This is a genomic window from Methylobacterium sp. E-041 (genome assembly GCF_022829665.1).
Lineage (GTDB): Bacteria > Pseudomonadota > Alphaproteobacteria > Rhizobiales > Beijerinckiaceae > Methylobacterium.
This window is the reverse complement of record NZ_JAKSYQ010000196.1, coordinates 1-14,859: the sequence shown is the minus strand read 5'-3', so window position 1 is coordinate 14,859 and position 14,859 is coordinate 1. Positions and strand designations below refer to the sequence as shown.

Below are 14,859 nucleotides of genomic sequence, written 5' to 3'. Positions count from 1 at the left end.
GACTGCGGCGCTTTTCCGCGGCATCGATCGAGGGAATGATCTCATGAGCCTACTCGGCAGCATCGTCAGCAAGATCCTGCATCCGTTCGGAGGCGCCTCCTCCGCGGCGGCCCCCTCGACCGCGGATGCCGGCGGCGCCAGCAGCCCGGCCTCGACCACCACGGCCGACGCGACGCCGTCCGCCTCGGGCGAGCCCGTGGACGTGGAGGCGGTGCTCAACGGCATGGCCCAGAAGAATTCCCAGACGCTGAACTGGCGCACCTCGATCGTGGACCTGATGAAGCTCCTCGATCTCGATTCGAGCCTGACTGCCCGCAAGCAGCTCGCCGACGAGCTGCACTACACCGGCGACAAGGACGATTCGGCCACGATGAACGTCTGGCTGCACAAGCAGGTGATCAAGAAGCTCGAGGAGAACGGCGGCAAGGTGCCGGCCGACCTCAAGGACTGATCACGGTCGCCCGCGACGATCGAAGCCCGGCCATCGCGCCGGGCTTTTTCGTGCGCGCTCCCCGCGGCGACGGCTCACTTGACGGCTCACTTGCCGGTGCGCACCCGCGTCCAGGCCCGTGTGACGAAGCGCTGGGTGCGGTCGTCCCAGGCGGTGTTGACCGAGAGCCGCTGCATCGTCGCGTCGTCGGGATAGATGCCGGGATTGGCCAGGATGTCCGGCTTCACGAGCTTCTTCGCGGGCAGGTTGCCGCTGGCATAGGACACGAAGTTGGTGTTGGCCGCCGCAACCTCGGGGCGCAGCATGTAGTCGATGAAGCTCAGCGCCTCCGCCGCATGGGGGGCGTCCTTCGGGATCGCGAAGGCATCGAACCACATCAGCGTGCCCTCCTTCGGGATGAGGTAGGCGATCTCGACGCCGTTCTTCGCCTCGTCGGCCCGCTTCTTCGCCTGCAGCACGTCGCCGGAATAGCCGACCGCGACGCAGAGATCGCCGTTGGCGAGCGACTGGATGTATTCCGACGAGTGGAACTTCCGCACCGTCCCGCGCACCTTGAAGAGCGCGTCGGCGACCTGGGTGATGTCGTCCCAGCGCTTGGAGTCGCTCTTCAGGCCGAAGGTCGGCAGCATGCTCGGGATCAGGTCCTCGGGCGAGTCGAGCATCATGATCCCGCAATCCTTGAGCTTGTTCGCCGAGGCCGGGTTGAGGACGAGGTTCCAGGTGTTGAGCGCGGCGCCGGCGCCGAGACGCTCGCGCACCAGCCCGAGGTTGAGCCCGAGCCCGGTGGTGCCCCACATGTAGTCGACGGCGTAGGCGTTGCCCGGATCGTAGGTCGCGAGGCGCCCGGCGATCTCCGGCCAGACGTTGCCGAGGTTCGTCAGCTTGGCCTTGTCGAGGGGCAGGAACGCGCCGGCCCGGATCAGCCGCTGCAGGAACGGCCCCGACGGCACCACCACGTCGTAGCCGGACTTGCCGGCGAGCAGCTTGGTCTCGAGGATCTCGTTGTTGTCGTAGGTGTCGTAGACCACCTTGATCCCGGTCTCGCGGGTGAAGGCCTCTAGCACCTTCGGATCGATGTAGTCCGACCAGTTGTAGATGTTGACGACCCGCTCCGGCCCCGCCGCCAACGCCGGCCCGCTCACGAGCGTGAGGCCCGCGAGGAGGATCGCGCGTGCGAGGGCGGCGGCCCTCATGCGCCCGACCGCGCGGCGACGACGACGATCTCGACGAGGTATTCCGGCCCGGCGAGCTTGGCCTCGACCGTGGCGCGGCCGGGCGGGTTGTCCTTCGACACCCAGGCGTCCCAGGCGGCGTTCATCTCGGCGAATGTGCCCATGTCGGCCAGGTAGATCGTCGCCATCAGGATCCGCTCCTTGTCGCTGCCGGCAGCCGCCAGCAGGCGCTCGATCTGGCCGAGGATGGCCTGCGTCTGCGCGGTGACGCCGGTGCCGACCGTGTCGGCGGCGACCTGGCCGGCGAGATACACCGTGTCGCCGTAGGCCACGCCTTGCGCCATCCGCGCGCCCGGCTCGAAGCGTTCGATCGTCATGTCCTGTCCCCCGGCTGATCTTCGGATCGCTTCTGCCGCCGGGCGCGTGCGAGGTAAAGGGGCGCCGGGCCGGCGGCCTTGGCCCATTGCAGTGCGGAAAAAGATCCGGCGACGGCCAATCCGTCGCAACCCCCGCTGCCACCGTGCGTTTCAACACCGTTCCAGCGTCGCGTCATCCGAAAGCGGCGTCACATCGTCAGGCGTCACGTCGCCAAGGGGTTCGTCATGGGTATTCTCTGGACCATCGTCATCGGTTTCCTCGCCGGCATCGTCGCCAAGTTCATCATGCCCGGCTCGAACGAGCCGTCGGGCTTCATCCTGACCACCATCCTCGGCATCGTCGGCGCCTTCGTCGCCACCTTCCTCGGCCAGGCGCTCGGCTGGTACGGCCCGAACCAGGGCGCGGGCTTCATCGGCGCCGTGGTCGGCGCGATCGTCGTCCTCGCGATCTACGGCTTCATCGCCAGCCGCGGCCGCACCACCACGCTCTGAGGTCGCGCTCGCCGACACGGACCACGACGTAGAAAAGGGGGCGCCGCGAGGCGCCCCCTTCTTCGTTGCGACTGGTCCGATGCTCAGATGTGGTCGGAGGCCGCCTTGATTGCGCAATGGCCGGTGGCGCCGCGCAATGCGAGGCCGACGCCGACCACGAGGGCCGCGAGGCTCAGCCACTTGTTCGGGCGCGGCTGCGCGGCCGCCGCCGCGATGCCGAGGCCGAGCGCCACCGAGACCGCGCGCTCGGTGGTGCTGAGGTTCGGCTCGCCGCTGAAGATGTCGTGGATCATGTCGTTGGCCATGGGGTCGGGTGCGCTCCTGTTGGGGTCGCGGATCGAACGCCCTCCGAAGGCCGGCGTTCCTTGCCGCCGCGCCGGAACCGCCCACGAAAAAGGCGCGGCCCCGAGGGGACCGCGCCGTCTTCGCCGTCAGGACCGCGGGTCCGGACGATCAGTCGTTCGACTGGCGACGCTCGCCGCGGCTGCTGCGCTCGCTCCGCTCGCGCGGGGCCCGCTCCTCGCGCTCGGGCTCGCCGCGCTCGGCGCGCTCGGCCTTGAGCTTCTCGGTGAGGTCCTCGCCGGTCTCCTGGTCGACGACCTTCATCGAGAGGCGGATCTTGCCGCGATCGTCCTGGCCGAGGAACTTAACCTTGACCTTCTGGCCCTCGCTGACGACGTCCGTCACCTTGGCGACCCGCTGGGCGGCGAGCTCCGAGATGTGGACGAGGCCGTCCTTGGCGCCGAAGAAGTTCACGAAGGCGCCGAACTCCATCGTCTTCACGACGGTGCCCTCGTAGATCATGCCCGGCTCGGCTTCCGCGACGATCGAGCGGATCCAGTTGTAGGCCGCCTTGATCGCCTTGCCGTCGGCCGAGGCGATCTTCACCGTGCCGGAATCGTCGATGTTGATCTTGGCGCCGGTCTTCTCGACGATCTCGCGGATCACCTTGCCGCCGGTGCCGATCACTTCCCGGATCTTGTCGGTGGGGATCTGCATGGTCTCGATGCGCGGCGCGTACTCGCCGAGCTCGGGGCGGGCGGCGGTGAGCGCCTTGGCCATCTCCACGAGGATGTGGGCGCGGCCGTCCTTCGCCTGGGCGAGGGCGACCTGCATGATCTCCTCGGTGATGCCGGCGATCTTGATGTCCATCTGGAGCGAGGTGATGCCCTCGTCCGTGCCGGCCACCTTGAAGTCCATGTCGCCGAGGTGGTCCTCGTCACCGAGGATGTCGGAGAGCACCGCGTAGCGCTCGCCCTCGAGGATGAGGCCCATGGCGATGCCGGCGACGGGACGGCGCAGCGGGACGCCCGCATCCATCAGCGACAGCGAGCCGCCGCAGACCGAGGCCATCGAGGACGAGCCGTTCGACTCGGTGATTTCGGACACGACGCGGATCGTGTACGGGAACTCGTGGGCCGGCGGCAGCACCGGGTGGATCGCGCGCCAGGCGAGCTTGCCGTGGCCGATCTCGCGGCGACCGGGGGAGCCCATGCGGCCGGTCTCACCCACCGAGTAGGGGGGAAAATTGTAGTGCAGCAGGAAGGTCTCCTTGTAGGTCCCCTGCAGCGCGTCGATGTACTGCTCGTCCTCGCCGGTGCCCAGCGTCGCGACCACGAGCGCCTGGGTCTCGCCGCGGGTGAACAGCGATGAGCCGTGGGCGCGCGGCAGCACGCCGACCTGGCTCTCGATCGGGCGGACGGTCTTCACGTCGCGGCCGTCGATGCGCGAGCCGGTGTCGAGGATGTTCCAGCGAACGACCTTGGACTGGGCCTCCTTGAAAGCGGCCTTGACCTTCTCGGGGGCGAACTTCTGCTCGCCTTCGGCCGGGCACAGAGCCGCGACCACCTTCGCCTTCACGGCGTCGACGGCCTTGTAGCGCTCCTGCTTGACGGTGATCTTGTAGGCGTCGCGCAGCTCGGACTCGCAGACGCCGAGCACGGCGGCCTCGACGTCGGCATTCTCCGGCGGCGAGAAGGCCCGCGGCTCCTTGGCGGCCTTCTCGGCCAGGCGCACGATCGCCTCGATCACCGGCTGGAAGTGCTTGTGGCCGAACATCACGGCGCCGAGCATGATCTCCTCGGACAGCTCCTTGGCCTCCGACTCGACCATCAACACCGCGTCGGTGGTGCCGGCGACGACGAGGTCGAGCACCGCGCCGTCCATCTCCGGGACCGGCGGGTTGAGCACGTACTGGCCGTTGGCGTAGCCGACGCGGGCGGCGCCGATCGGGCCCATGAACGGCACGCCGGACAGGGTGAGCGCCGCCGAGGCCGCGACCATCGCCAGGATGTCGGGGTCGTTCTCGAGGTCGTGGGTGAGCACGGTCACGACGACCTGGGTGTCGTTGCGCCAGCCCTCGACGAAGAGCGGGCGGATCGGGCGGTCGATCAGGCGGGAGACCAGCGTCTCCTTCTCGGACGGCCGGCCCTCGCGCTTGAAGTAGCCGCCGGGGATGCGGCCGGCGGCGTAGGCGCGCTCCTGGTAGTTCACGGTCAGCGGCAGGAAGTCGATCCCGACCTTCGGCTCCTTGGAGGAGACGACGGTGGCGAGAACCGAGGTCTCGCCGTAGGTGGCCATCACCGAGCCGTCGGCCTGGCGGGCGACCTTGCCGGTCTCCAGAACGAGGCGGCGGTCGCCCCACATCAGCTCTTCACGTTGTACGTCGAACATTCTTGTCGTCCTTGCCATCATGCGGCGGGCGAACCCGGCGCGGCCAGGGGCAAGACGGCGGGGCACTCCGGCTGGAGGAGTGCCCCGCGATCCTGTCCCTGGTGTTCGCGCCTCGAAGTCGCCCGTTGCTCGCGGGGCCGGACCCGTTCCGGCCACCCGAGATCTTGAAAAAAGCGGTCCCGAGCCGGGCTCGGAACCGCGTGGGCTGGATTAGCGGCGGATGCCGAGGCGCTCGATGAGGCTGCGGTAGCGGGCCTCGTCGCGACGCTTCACGTAGTCGAGCAGCGAGCGGCGCTGCGAGACCATCTTCAGGAGGCCGCGGCGGGAATGGTTGTCCTTGCCGTGGGTCTTGAAGTGGCTGGTGAGGTTGGTGATCCGCTCGGTGAGGATCGCCACCTGGACCTCCGGCGAGCCGGTGTCCTTGGCGACGGTCGCGTATTCCTTGATGAGCGCGGTCTTGCGCTCTGCCGAGATCGACATCGCAGTGCCTTTCAGGTGAGGTTTTCAGAAGCGCCGTGCGGCCGCCCCTCCGGATCGGGAGGACGGCGCCTGAGGCATGCTCGAGCCTTGGCCGATGCCGGGATGTCGTCCAGCAGGGTCGTTGGTCCAAGCGGTTTCGGCCCCGCCCGTCGCCGGGCCGAGGCCGCGCGGATCATACACGAAACGGTTCGCGGCGCCAGTCCCGGCCACCGGGCGTCTCCCGGGCCGCGATGCGAATTCTTCGCTGCTGCCCGCCCGTTTGAGATATGTTCGCTGAACATCAGGGGGCGACATCATGATCTGTCAGACTGCGATCGAGGCGATGGGTGTCCAGAACGACCGCCTCACGACGATGATCAGGAACATCGACGGCGGCATCTGGTGGCAGACGGATGCGAACGCCAAGGTCGAAGCCGGGAAGATCCTGGCCCAGACCGCACGCATCGGCGATGCCCTCGACGCCATCGAACGCCTCGTGAAGGGCATGGCGACGTAGCAGGAGAGGGGCACCGGCATGTCCGCCGACGGAGACGAGGCGGTCGCCCGGCTCGCCCGGCAGCTCCTGGATCAGGGCTTGGGCTGCCTGTCGCCGCACGATCGGCGCGTCCTCGCGCACATCGCCGGGCGCGTCCATGCCCGCGACGCGGGCGCCGCCGCGACGTCGCGCGCGGGCCCGGATTTCGGCGAACGCCTCGCCGACCGGGTCGCCAGGCTCGGCGGCTCGTGGGGGTTCATCATCGCCTTCACCGGCCTGCTCGTCGGCTGGGTGGTCCTGAACACCGTCGTCCTCGCAGGGTCGGGGGGCGGCTTCGACGCCTATCCCTACATCTTTCTCAACTTGATCCTGTCGATGGTCGCGGCGTTGCAGGCGCCGGTGATCCTGATGTCGCAGAACCGGCAGGCGGAGCGCGACCGCATCGCCGCCGGCCTCGACTACGGGGTCAACCTGCGCGCCGAGATCGAGATCGTGTCCCTGCACGACAAGCTCGACCGCATCCGGACCAAGCAGCTGGAGGATCTGATCCGCGCGCAGACCCGGCAGATCGCCGAACTCGGCGCCGCGCGGACCGCCCGCCCGCGCGGGTGAGCGGCGGCCATTTCGCATGACGGAACGGTCGCACCGGAAAGCCGATGCATCCCAGCCATCCGCCCGCGTCGTTGCATCGCGAAATCACCGCTCCTATCGCTGCCGGCCTTCGGCGCCCGGAGGCGCCCTCGTCGAACGGCCGATCGCACCATGAACTCCGAACCGCTCCCGCTGCCCGAAACCCTGGCCCTGCCCGAGAAGCTGTCGCTGCCGAAGGACAGGATCCGGGTGCTGCTGCTCGAAGGCATCAACGACAGCGCCGTCGGGCTGATGCGCGCGGCCGGCTACACCAACCTCGTCCGCCTGCCGAAGGCGCTCGACCGCGATGCGCTGCACGAGGCCCTGAAGGGCATCCACATCCTCGGCATCCGCTCGCGCACGCAGCTCGACGCGGCGGCCCTCGACGCCGCCGACCGCCTGCTCGCGGTCGGCTGCTTCTCGGTGGGCACCAACCAGGTCGACCTCGACGCCGCGCGGCGGCGCGGCGTGCCGGTGTTCAACGCGCCGTTCTCGAACACCCGCTCGGTCGCCGAGCTCGTCATCGGCGAGATCGTGATGCTCCTGCGCCGGATCGTGCCGCGCTCGGTCGGGGCGCATGCCGGCCAGTGGGACAAGTCGGCGGCCGGCTCGGTCGAGGTGCGCGGCAAGACGCTCGGCATCGTCGGCTACGGCAACATCGGTACGCAGCTCTCGACGCTGGCCGAGGCCATGGGCATGCGGGTCGTCTTTTACGACCACACCGACAAGCTCCGCCACGGCAACACCGAGCCGACCGCCTCGCTCGCCGAGCTGCTCGCCCAGAGCGACGTGGTCTCGCTGCACGTGCCCGAGACCGACGCCACCGCCAACATGATCGGCGAGGCCGAGATCCGCGCGATGAAGCCGGGCGCGTACCTGATCAACAACGCCCGCGGCACCGTCGTCGACCTCGACGCGCTCGCACGGGCCCTGCGCGACGGGCACCTCGCCGGCGCCGCCGTCGACGTCTTCCCGGTCGAGCCCGGCTCGAACCAGGAGCGCTTCGTCTCGCCGCTCCAGGGCCTGGAGAACGTGATCCTCACACCCCACGTCGGCGGCTCGACCGAGGAGGCCCAGGAGCGCATCGGCTCGGAGGTCGCGCGCAAGCTGGTGGATTACTCCGACATCGGCTCGACCATCGGCGCGGTGAACTTCCCGCAGGTGCAGCTCCCGCCGCGCCCGACCGGCGCGCGCTTCATCCACGTGCAGCAGAACCTGCCCGGCATGCTCAACCGCCTCAACGCGGTGTTCTCGAGCGCGGGCATCAACATCGCCGGGCAGTTCTACCAGACCGACGGCGAGGTCGGTTACGTGGTGCTCGAGACCGACGCCACCAACGCCGACGCCGAGACCCTGCTCGCCGAGATCCGCGCGATCCCGGGCACGATCCGCGCGCGGCTGCTGTACGAGCGCCGCTGAGCGGGGCGTTCGCGGACGCCGCCCTGCGATCGATCCGGTCTCCATCGCGGCGTGACGGCGCCGGATGGATCCTGCGAAGCACGCCGCGCTCGCTCTCCCATGAAAAGTGTGTCGGGGAGAGGGGCGTGACTCTCCGAAAGCTCACGCCCCTCATCCTGTCCTTTTCCCCCTGGGCGAAGGGACCCGTGCTCGATTCGGCGTCCGGCCGGTGCCTGAGCGCTCCGTCGCGGACGACCCTGAGAAACTTTCCGTGGCGCGGCTATCGCTGGCGCGGCACTTGCCGCAGCCTCGCTGCATCTTCCGCGGGCTCGGACATCGCCACGCCATGACCACAGGCTTCTTCGCCGCGAAGAAATCCGTCGCCGCGCTCGTCGCCGGGCATGAGGACGACCACGGGCCGGCGCTGGCGCGGAGCCTGTCGGCGTTCGGGCTGGTCTGCATCGGCCTCGGCGCGACGATCGGGGCGGGAATCTTCGTCCTCACCGGCACCGCGGCGGCGGACTATGCCGGCCCGGCGCTCGCGCTATCCTTCGTCGCCGGCGGGATCGCCTGCGCCTTCGTCGGGCTGTGCTACGCAGAGCTGGCCGCGATGATCCCGGTGCCGGGCTCGACCTACGCCTACACCTACGCGACGCTCGGCGAGCTCTGCGCGTGGATCATCGGCTGGGACCTCGTCCTCGAATTCGCCTTCGCCGCCGCCACCGTCGCGGTGGGCTGGTCGGGCTACGCGCAGAGCCTGCTCGCGGATGCGGGCCTGCGCCTGCCGGCGGCGCTCGCCGCGGCGCCCGGCGGAGGCGGCCTCGTCAACCTGCCGGCGGCCGGGATCGTGCTCGCGCTGACGGCGCTCCTGATGCGCGGCAGCCGCGAGGCCTCGCTCGTCAACACCGCGATGGTGGCGCTGAAGGTCGCGATCATCCTTGCCTTCGTCGGCGTCGGGGCGGCGCACCTGAAGCCGGAGTTGTGGCACCCGTTCATCCCGGAGAACACCGGCACCTTCGGGGAATTCGGCTGGAGCGGCATCCTGCGCGGCGCCGGCGTGGTGTTCTTCGCCTTCATCGGCTTCGAGACGGTCTCGACCGCCGCCGGCGAGACCCGCGACCCGCAGCGCGACGCGCCGATCGGCCTCCTCGGGTCCCTGGCGGTGAGCACGGTGCTCTACGTCGCGGTCGCCGCGGTGCTCACCGGGCTCGTGCCCTACCGGGCGCTGAACGTCGCCGACCCGATCGCCAAGGCGATCGACGCGATCGGGCTCGGCGGCTTCGCCGTCGCGATCAAGCTCGGCGCGCTGATCGGGCTGACGACCTCGACGCTGACCGCGCTCTACGGCCAGGCGCGGGTCTTCTACGCCATGGCCCGCGACGGCCTGCTGCCGCGGCTGTTCGCGCGGGTGAGCCCGACGACGCGCACGCCCATGCTGAGCCAGGCGACGATCGGCCTGATGACCGCGCTCGTGGCCGGCCTCGTGCCGATCGAGGAACTCGGCGAGCTGGTTAGCATCGGCACGCTCTTCGCCTTCGTGCTGGTCTGCACCGCCGTGCTGATCCTGCGCCGGACCGAGCCGGAGCGGCCGCGCCCGTTCCGGGTCCCGGCGGTCGGGCTGGTGGCGAGCCTCGGGATCCTGTCCTGCCTGCTGCTGATGGCGGGCCTGCCGGGCCAGACCTGGATCCGCCTCGCGGTCTGGCTGACGCTCGGCCTCGCCCTGTACGTGGGCTACGGACGCAGGAACGCCCGCCGGGTGAGGGCGGGCGCGTCGCGGGCTTAGAGCTGGAACCGAGCCTCATGGGGCCTGACCCATGAGGCTGGGTACGGACGCTCAGAACGAGCGGCGGTGCGGGGTCTGGGCGCCGCCGTAGCGGCGGCGGAGATAAGAGACGACCTTCGGCAGCAGGAAGGCGAGCAGGATCTTTCGCATGGGGTCGGCGAACCTTCTTCACGAGCGTGTGAAGATGCAATGCGCCGGCCCCGTTCGCGTTCCGGTCAGAGCTCCAGCGTCAACGTCACGGGCGCGTGGTCGGACGGGCGCGCCCAGCCGCGGGCCTCGCGCGCGACCTCGACCTTGCGCACGGTGCCGGCGAGGTCGGGCGAGACCCAGGCATGGTCGAGGCGGCGGCCCTTGTCGGCCGCCGACCAGTCGGGCGAGCGGTAGCTCCACCAGGTGAAGATCTTCTCCGGCGGCGGCGTCAGCAGGCGCGCGGTGTCGACCCAGCCGGCCTCGTTGCGCAAGCGTTCCAGCGCCTCGGTCTCGACGGGGGTGTGGCTCACCACGTCGAGCAGCTGCTTGTGCGACCAGACGTCGTGCTCCAGCGGCGCGACGTTGAGGTCGCCGACGAGGATCGCGGGGCCCTTCACGCGCCGCCCACCCCAGGCGCGCAGGTCGCGCAGGAAGTCGAGCTTGTGCGCGAATTTCGGGTTGAGCGCGGTGTCGGGCACGTCGCCGCCGGCCGGCACGTAGAAGTCGTGCAGCGCGATGCCCGCCGCGGCGCCGGCCTCGGGCCCGAGCACCGCCGAGATGTGGCGCGCGTCCTGGCGCTCGCAGAAGCTCATCACCGCGCGGGTGACGAGCGGAAACCGCGACAGGATCGCGACGCCGTTGTAGCCCTTCTGCCCGGCGAAGACGACGTTCTCGTAGCCCGAGCCGCGCAGGGCCTTCAGCGGGAAGGCGTCGTCCGGGCACTTGGTCTCCTGCAGGCACAGCACGTCGGGCTTCGCCTCGGCGAGGAAGCGCAGCACGAGATCGATGCGCAGGCGCACCGAGTTGATGTTCCAGGACGTGACGGTGAGGCGCAACGGAAACGCTCGCGGTTGTCGGGGGGAGGCCGGTGGATAGCGCGATTCGCCGGCGCGATCGACGCTGCGACCGGGCGGCCTGCGGAAATGGCGTGCTCCGCCCCGGACGACGGGGTATGTCCGCGCAAAGACCATCGGTCGGCCCCGCTCGACGACACCCAGAGACATAGCCCCTTGCCGCGCATCCGCTCCGTCCTGTTCAACGCCTACTGGGCCGCCTGGACGGCCTTGTTCCTGGCACCGCTCGCGGTGCTGGCCGCCTCCGGCTCGCCGGTCCGGCCGATCCGCGCGGCGACGCGCCTGTGGGCGCGGGGCATCCTGTTCGGGCTCCGCACGATCTGCGGCCTGCGCTACGTCGAGGAGGGGCGCGAGCGCATCCCGGCCGAGCCCTGCCTGATCGTCGCCAACCATCAGTCGGCCTGGGAGACGCTGGCCTTCCTCATCTTGGTGCCCGACGTGGCGATCATCGCCAAGCGCGAGCTCGTCGCGATCCCCGTGGTCGGCTGGTTCCTGCGGCGCTCGCCGATGATCATCATCGACCGGGCCAACGGCACCCAGGCCCTGCGCACGATGATCGACGAGAGCCGCGCCGCGGTAGCCGACGGGCGCTCGGTGCTGATCTTCCCCGAGGGCACCCGCGGCACCATCGACGAGAAGCTGCAGTTCAAGCGCGGCGTCGAGCTGCTGTACGGGCGTCTCGGCCTGCCGGTGCTGCCGGTGGCGGTCAATTCCGGGCTGTACTGGCCGACCGGGTCGTCGACGCGCGCCGGCACCGTGACGGTGAGCTACCTCGCCACCCTGGCGCCGGGCCTGCCGGCCGCCGAGTTCATGCGCGGCACCGAAGGCGCGATCGACAGCGAGCTCGACCGCTGGCGCCCGCAGGCGGCGTGAGGGCCCTCAATCGACCGCGCCGTAATAGGTGAAGTGCTTCCGCACCGGCTCGATCACGTCCCAGGTGCCGGAGAAGCCCTTCGGCGTGACGAAGGCGTCGCCCGCGCGATAGGTCTTCGAACGGCCCTCGGCGTCGGTGACGGTCACCACGCCTTCGAGCAGGTGGATGAACTCGTCCCGGCCGAAATCGATGCGGAACTTGCCCGGCCGGCAGGTCCAGATCCCGGCGGCGAACAGCTTGTCGGGGCTCTCGTAGACGTAGGTCGCGGTCTGCTCGGGGCGGCCCGAGAGGATGCAGGAGCGCTCGGGCCAGTACGTCGCGCTCGGCGGCTGGACGGCCGGGAAGTCGACGTTCGTCATCGTCGGCCCATCCAGCACCGGCGGCGGCGGGCCGGCCGGGCGGCGAAGGCCCGGCACCACCGCGAGGAACGCGGCGACGGGACCTGCGAAGGTGTGGAGCAGCCTGGCGATTTCCATGTCGAACCCTTCCTCGAATCGATCGAGGGGCACGATCGGGCGGCGCGCCTTGACGGCGGGTTCACCGGCGCGCCAGGCCACGCCGATCGGCGCGCTTCGGGACGTCCTTCCCCGGATCGATGCGGAAAGCGTTAAGGAAGCCTCACCATGGTGGCCTTTCGCGGACCTCAGGGGGTCTGGGACTGCTTGATCCGCTCCTGCATCGCCTTGTCCTCGGGGCGCCCGTAATTGATGAAGAACAGGTTGCCGTCGACGGCCTTGCCCTTCTGCAGGTTCGAGAGCTGCACGGTGGTGAGGTAGCCCTGCGGATCGGTGATCCGCCACTGGCCGAGCACCTTCATGTCGGCATCGAAGTACAGCTGGATCTTCGAGGTCCCGCCGAGCGTGGCGCGGTCCTCCAGGCTGATGCGGACGCCGCCCGGGTCGTTCGAGACGTCGGTGACGGTGAGGTCGCGGGCGAGGTCGATCTTCTCGCGGACCAGGAATTTCAGCGGGGTCTGCGCGATGAAGTACAGGTCCTGGGTCGCGAGCTTGCGGTCGCGCACCGCCACCGAGGTGCCGTCGGCCACCACCTCCAGCGGCGAGGGCGCGTCGTAGTCGAAACGCAGGCGCCCGGGCTTGGCGATGGTGAGCTTGCCGCCGATCTTCCGCCCGTCCGCGGCGATCTGGATGAACGAGCCGGTGAGCGTGCTCATGCCGTTGAAGTAGGCGTTGGCCTGGGCCAGCACGGTGGCGGCGTCCGGCGCCTCGTCGGAGGCGGCGGCTGGGGCGGGGGTCGGCGCGCCGACGGCGGCGACCTTCGCATCCGCCGCGGCGGGCTTGGCGGCGACCGGCTTGGCGGCGGGCTTCTCGGCCGAGCGCGACTTCGCGTCCTTCGCCGAGTCCTTGCTCGCATCCTTGGCCGCAGGCTTGGCGACCGTCTTCTTCGCGGGTGCCGCGGCCGGTGCGGCGGGGGCCGCCTCGGGCTCGGGCGCGGGAGCGGGCTGCTCCTTGCGGCCGAACAGGCCGTCGAGGAAGCTGCTGACCTGTGCGTCGGCCGGCGCCACCGGGGCGATCCAGGCCGCGACCGCGAGGAGCGATCCGGCAAGTCGGGTGCGGCGGCCGAGCATGGTCAGGCGTCTCCTGGGCGGGTGCGGCGTCCCGCAAGCGATGGTCGGCTTCAAGCGCGAAGGCGTGCGAAACGCCCGTCGCGCCGTGATGCCCCCCCGGGGCGCCGGGCCGTGTCGTCGGATGCCGTTAGAGCGGCGCCCTGTGGCGAAGATGCGACGCCGGCCGCGTTTCCGGCCGGCGCCTCGTCGTCACTCGTCGTCGTACATGCTGGCTGCGTGGGGCGCGCCCTCGACCAGGATCTCGCGCTTGCCGGCGTGGTTGGCCTGCCCGACGATGCCCTCGATCTCCATCCGCTCCATGATCGACGCGGCGCGGTTGTAGCCGATCTGCAGACGGCGCTGGATGTAGCTGGTCGACGCCTTGCGGTCGCGTAAGACCACCTGGATCGCCTGCTCGTAGAGGTCGCCGGCCTCGCCGCCCGACGCCGCCACGAAAGCGCCGACGTCGAAGACCGGAAGGTCGGCCTCCTCGGTCTCGGCCTCGACCGCCTCGGCCTTGCCCTTGCCCCTGCCGGCCGATTTCGGCGCCTCGTCGGACCCGTCGTCGGCGGTGACCGCCTCGAGGTAGGCCGGGCGGCCCTGGCGCTTGAGGTGGGCGACCACGCTCTCGACCTCCGAATCCGAGCAGAACGGCCCGTGCACCCGGGTCGTGCGCCCGCCGCCGGCCATGAACAGCATGTCGCCCTGGCCCAAGAGCTGCTCGGCGCCCATCTCGCCCAGGATCGTGCGCGAGTCGATCTTGCTCGTCACCTGGAAGCTGATCCGGGTCGGGAAGTTCGCCTTGATCGTCCCGGTGATCACGTCCACCGACGGACGCTGCGTCGCCATGATCAGGTGGATGCCCGCCGCGCGCGCCATCTGCGCCAAGCGCTGGATCGCGCCTTCGATGTCCTTGCCGGCCACCATCATCAGGTCGGCCATCTCGTCGACCACGATCACGATGTAGGGCAGGGCCGCGAGGTCCATCGCCTCGTCCTCGAACACCGCCTCGCCGGTCTCGCGGTTGAAGCCGGTCTGGATCGTCCGCGTGATGGTCTCGCCCTTGGCGCGGGCCTCGGCCATCCGGGCGTTGTAGCCGTCGATGTTCCGGACCGCGATCTTGGACATCTTCTTGTAGCGCTCCTCCATCTCGCGCACCGCCCATTTGAGGGCGATGACCGCCTTCTTCGGGTCGATGACGACGGGGGAGAGCAGGTGCGGGATGCCGTCGTAGACCGACAGCTCCAGCATCTTCGGGTCGACCATGATCAGGCGGCACTCCTCCGGCTTCATCCGGTAGAGGAGCGAGAGGATCATGGTGTTGATCGCCACCGACTTGCCCGAGCCGGTGGTGCCGGCCACCAGCAGGTGCGGCATGCGGGCGAGATCGGCGATGATCGGCTCGCCGCCGATGTTTTTCCCCAAGCACAGCGCGAGCTTGTGCTTG

The 14,859-nt window shown here is 69.8% G+C and carries 16 protein-coding genes; 7 read left to right on the top strand and 9 right to left on the bottom strand.

The features are described from left to right. Positions 1–43: 43 nt before the first annotated feature. The gene (locus tag MKK70_RS18665; protein ID WP_147726929.1) at positions 44–451 is read left to right on the top strand and encodes a DUF3597 domain-containing protein; all 408 of its coding nucleotides are present in this window, start codon (positions 44–46) and stop codon (positions 449–451) included. A gap of 86 nt (positions 452–537) precedes the next feature. On the opposite strand, the gene MKK70_RS18660 is transcribed toward MKK70_RS18665, so the two are convergent. Beyond that, entirely contained in the window at positions 538–1,644 is a 1,107-nt protein-coding gene (locus MKK70_RS18660; protein ID WP_147726930.1) for a polyamine ABC transporter substrate-binding protein, read from the bottom strand. Further along, positions 1,641–2,000 carry a RidA family protein gene (locus MKK70_RS18655; RefSeq protein ID WP_147726931.1) on the bottom strand — a complete coding sequence of 120 codons (360 nt, stop codon included), beginning with the start codon at positions 1,998–2,000 and terminating at the stop codon, positions 1,641–1,643. Before MKK70_RS18655 ends, MKK70_RS18660 begins: the two co-directional genes overlap by 4 nt. 225 nt (positions 2,001–2,225) lie before the next feature. On the opposite strand from MKK70_RS18655, the gene MKK70_RS18650 reads away from it, so the two are divergent. Beyond that, entirely contained in the window at positions 2,226–2,492 is a 267-nt protein-coding gene (locus tag MKK70_RS18650) for a GlsB/YeaQ/YmgE family stress response membrane protein (protein ID WP_147726932.1), read from the top strand. Positions 2,493–2,575: 83 nt separating this feature from the next. On the opposite strand, the gene MKK70_RS18645 is transcribed toward MKK70_RS18650, so the two are convergent. From MKK70_RS18645 to rpsO, 3 genes are all read right to left on the bottom strand, one after another. Next, positions 2,576–2,797: a YgaP-like transmembrane domain gene (locus MKK70_RS18645; RefSeq protein ID WP_147726933.1), complete on the bottom strand. Its 222-nt coding sequence runs from the start codon at positions 2,795–2,797 to the stop codon at positions 2,576–2,578. A gap of 148 nt (positions 2,798–2,945) precedes the next feature. Further along, entirely contained in the window at positions 2,946–5,165 is a 2,220-nt protein-coding gene (gene pnp / locus MKK70_RS18640; protein WP_147840990.1) for a polyribonucleotide nucleotidyltransferase, read from the bottom strand. Between the two features lie 210 nt (positions 5,166–5,375). Next, on the bottom strand, positions 5,376–5,645 hold the full coding sequence (gene rpsO / locus MKK70_RS18635; RefSeq protein WP_147726935.1) for a 30S ribosomal protein S15: 270 nt from the start codon (positions 5,643–5,645) through the stop codon (positions 5,376–5,378). Between the two features lie 295 nt (positions 5,646–5,940). Between rpsO and MKK70_RS18630 the strand changes: the two genes are divergently transcribed. The 4 genes from MKK70_RS18630 (at position 5,941) to MKK70_RS18615 (ending at position 9,931) form a co-directional block, all read left to right on the top strand. Beyond that, on the top strand, positions 5,941–6,141 hold the full coding sequence (locus MKK70_RS18630) for a hypothetical protein (protein WP_147840989.1): 201 nt from the start codon (positions 5,941–5,943) through the stop codon (positions 6,139–6,141). Positions 6,142–6,159: 18 nt separating this feature from the next. After that, complete coding sequence (locus tag MKK70_RS18625) at positions 6,160–6,732, top strand: DUF1003 domain-containing protein (RefSeq protein WP_243949311.1); 573 nt, start codon at positions 6,160–6,162, stop codon at positions 6,730–6,732. A gap of 150 nt (positions 6,733–6,882) precedes the next feature. Beyond that, entirely contained in the window at positions 6,883–8,169 is a 1,287-nt protein-coding gene (gene serA, locus MKK70_RS18620; RefSeq protein WP_187276239.1) for a phosphoglycerate dehydrogenase, read from the top strand. A 325-nt stretch (positions 8,170–8,494) separates the two neighbouring features. Continuing rightward, entirely contained in the window at positions 8,495–9,931 is a 1,437-nt protein-coding gene (locus tag MKK70_RS18615; protein WP_243949309.1) for an amino acid permease, read from the top strand. A 215-nt stretch (positions 9,932–10,146) separates the two neighbouring features. Here MKK70_RS18615 and xth read toward each other — a convergent pair whose 3' ends face one another. Next, a complete protein-coding gene (xth, locus tag MKK70_RS18610; RefSeq protein WP_147728932.1) occupies positions 10,147–10,956 on the bottom strand; it encodes an exodeoxyribonuclease III in 810 nt (269 codons plus the stop codon). A 174-nt stretch (positions 10,957–11,130) separates the two neighbouring features. Here xth and MKK70_RS18605 point away from each other — a divergent pair, with 174 nt between their 5' ends. Continuing rightward, positions 11,131–11,847 carry a 1-acyl-sn-glycerol-3-phosphate acyltransferase gene (locus MKK70_RS18605; protein ID WP_147858237.1) on the top strand — a complete coding sequence of 239 codons (717 nt, stop codon included), beginning with the start codon at positions 11,131–11,133 and terminating at the stop codon, positions 11,845–11,847. Positions 11,848–11,853: 6 nt separating this feature from the next. Here the strand turns inward: MKK70_RS18605 and MKK70_RS18600 are convergent, their stop codons facing one another. The 3 genes from MKK70_RS18600 to MKK70_RS18590 all read right to left on the bottom strand — a co-directional run. After that, entirely contained in the window at positions 11,854–12,324 is a 471-nt protein-coding gene (locus MKK70_RS18600; RefSeq protein WP_147728930.1) for a cupin domain-containing protein, read from the bottom strand. 167 nt (positions 12,325–12,491) lie between these two features. Further along, positions 12,492–13,433, bottom strand: coding sequence for an outer-membrane lipoprotein carrier protein LolA (locus MKK70_RS18595; RefSeq protein ID WP_147858238.1), 942 nt, complete (start codon positions 13,431–13,433; stop codon positions 12,492–12,494). A gap of 189 nt (positions 13,434–13,622) precedes the next feature. Continuing rightward, on the bottom strand, positions 13,623–14,859 hold a 1,237-nt coding region (locus MKK70_RS18590; RefSeq protein ID WP_279603711.1), incomplete at its 5' end, for a DNA translocase FtsK.

Coding starts and splice junctions, on each gene's coding strand:
- MKK70_RS18660 (WP_147726930.1), bottom strand. CDS start 1,644: ATGAGGGCCGCCGCCCTCGCACGCGCGATCCTCCTCGCGGGCCTCACG.
- MKK70_RS18645 (WP_147726933.1), bottom strand. CDS start 2,797: ATGGCCAACGACATGATCCACGACATCTTCAGCGGCGAGCCGAACCTC.
- MKK70_RS18615 (WP_243949309.1), top strand. CDS start 8,495: ATGACCACAGGCTTCTTCGCCGCGAAGAAATCCGTCGCCGCGCTCGTC.
- MKK70_RS18650 (WP_147726932.1), top strand. CDS start 2,226: ATGGGTATTCTCTGGACCATCGTCATCGGTTTCCTCGCCGGCATCGTC.
- serA (WP_187276239.1), top strand. CDS start 6,883: ATGAACTCCGAACCGCTCCCGCTGCCCGAAACCCTGGCCCTGCCCGAG.
- MKK70_RS18665 (WP_147726929.1), top strand. CDS start 44: ATGAGCCTACTCGGCAGCATCGTCAGCAAGATCCTGCATCCGTTCGGA.
- pnp (WP_147840990.1), bottom strand. CDS start 5,165: ATGTTCGACGTACAACGTGAAGAGCTGATGTGGGGCGACCGCCGCCTC.
- MKK70_RS18595 (WP_147858238.1), bottom strand. CDS start 13,433: ATGCTCGGCCGCCGCACCCGACTTGCCGGATCGCTCCTCGCGGTCGCG.
- rpsO (WP_147726935.1), bottom strand. CDS start 5,645: ATGTCGATCTCGGCAGAGCGCAAGACCGCGCTCATCAAGGAATACGCG.
- MKK70_RS18630 (WP_147840989.1), top strand. CDS start 5,941: ATGATCTGTCAGACTGCGATCGAGGCGATGGGTGTCCAGAACGACCGC.
- MKK70_RS18655 (WP_147726931.1), bottom strand. CDS start 2,000: ATGACGATCGAACGCTTCGAGCCGGGCGCGCGGATGGCGCAAGGCGTG.
- MKK70_RS18600 (WP_147728930.1), bottom strand. CDS start 12,324: ATGGAAATCGCCAGGCTGCTCCACACCTTCGCAGGTCCCGTCGCCGCG.
- MKK70_RS18625 (WP_243949311.1), top strand. CDS start 6,160: ATGTCCGCCGACGGAGACGAGGCGGTCGCCCGGCTCGCCCGGCAGCTC.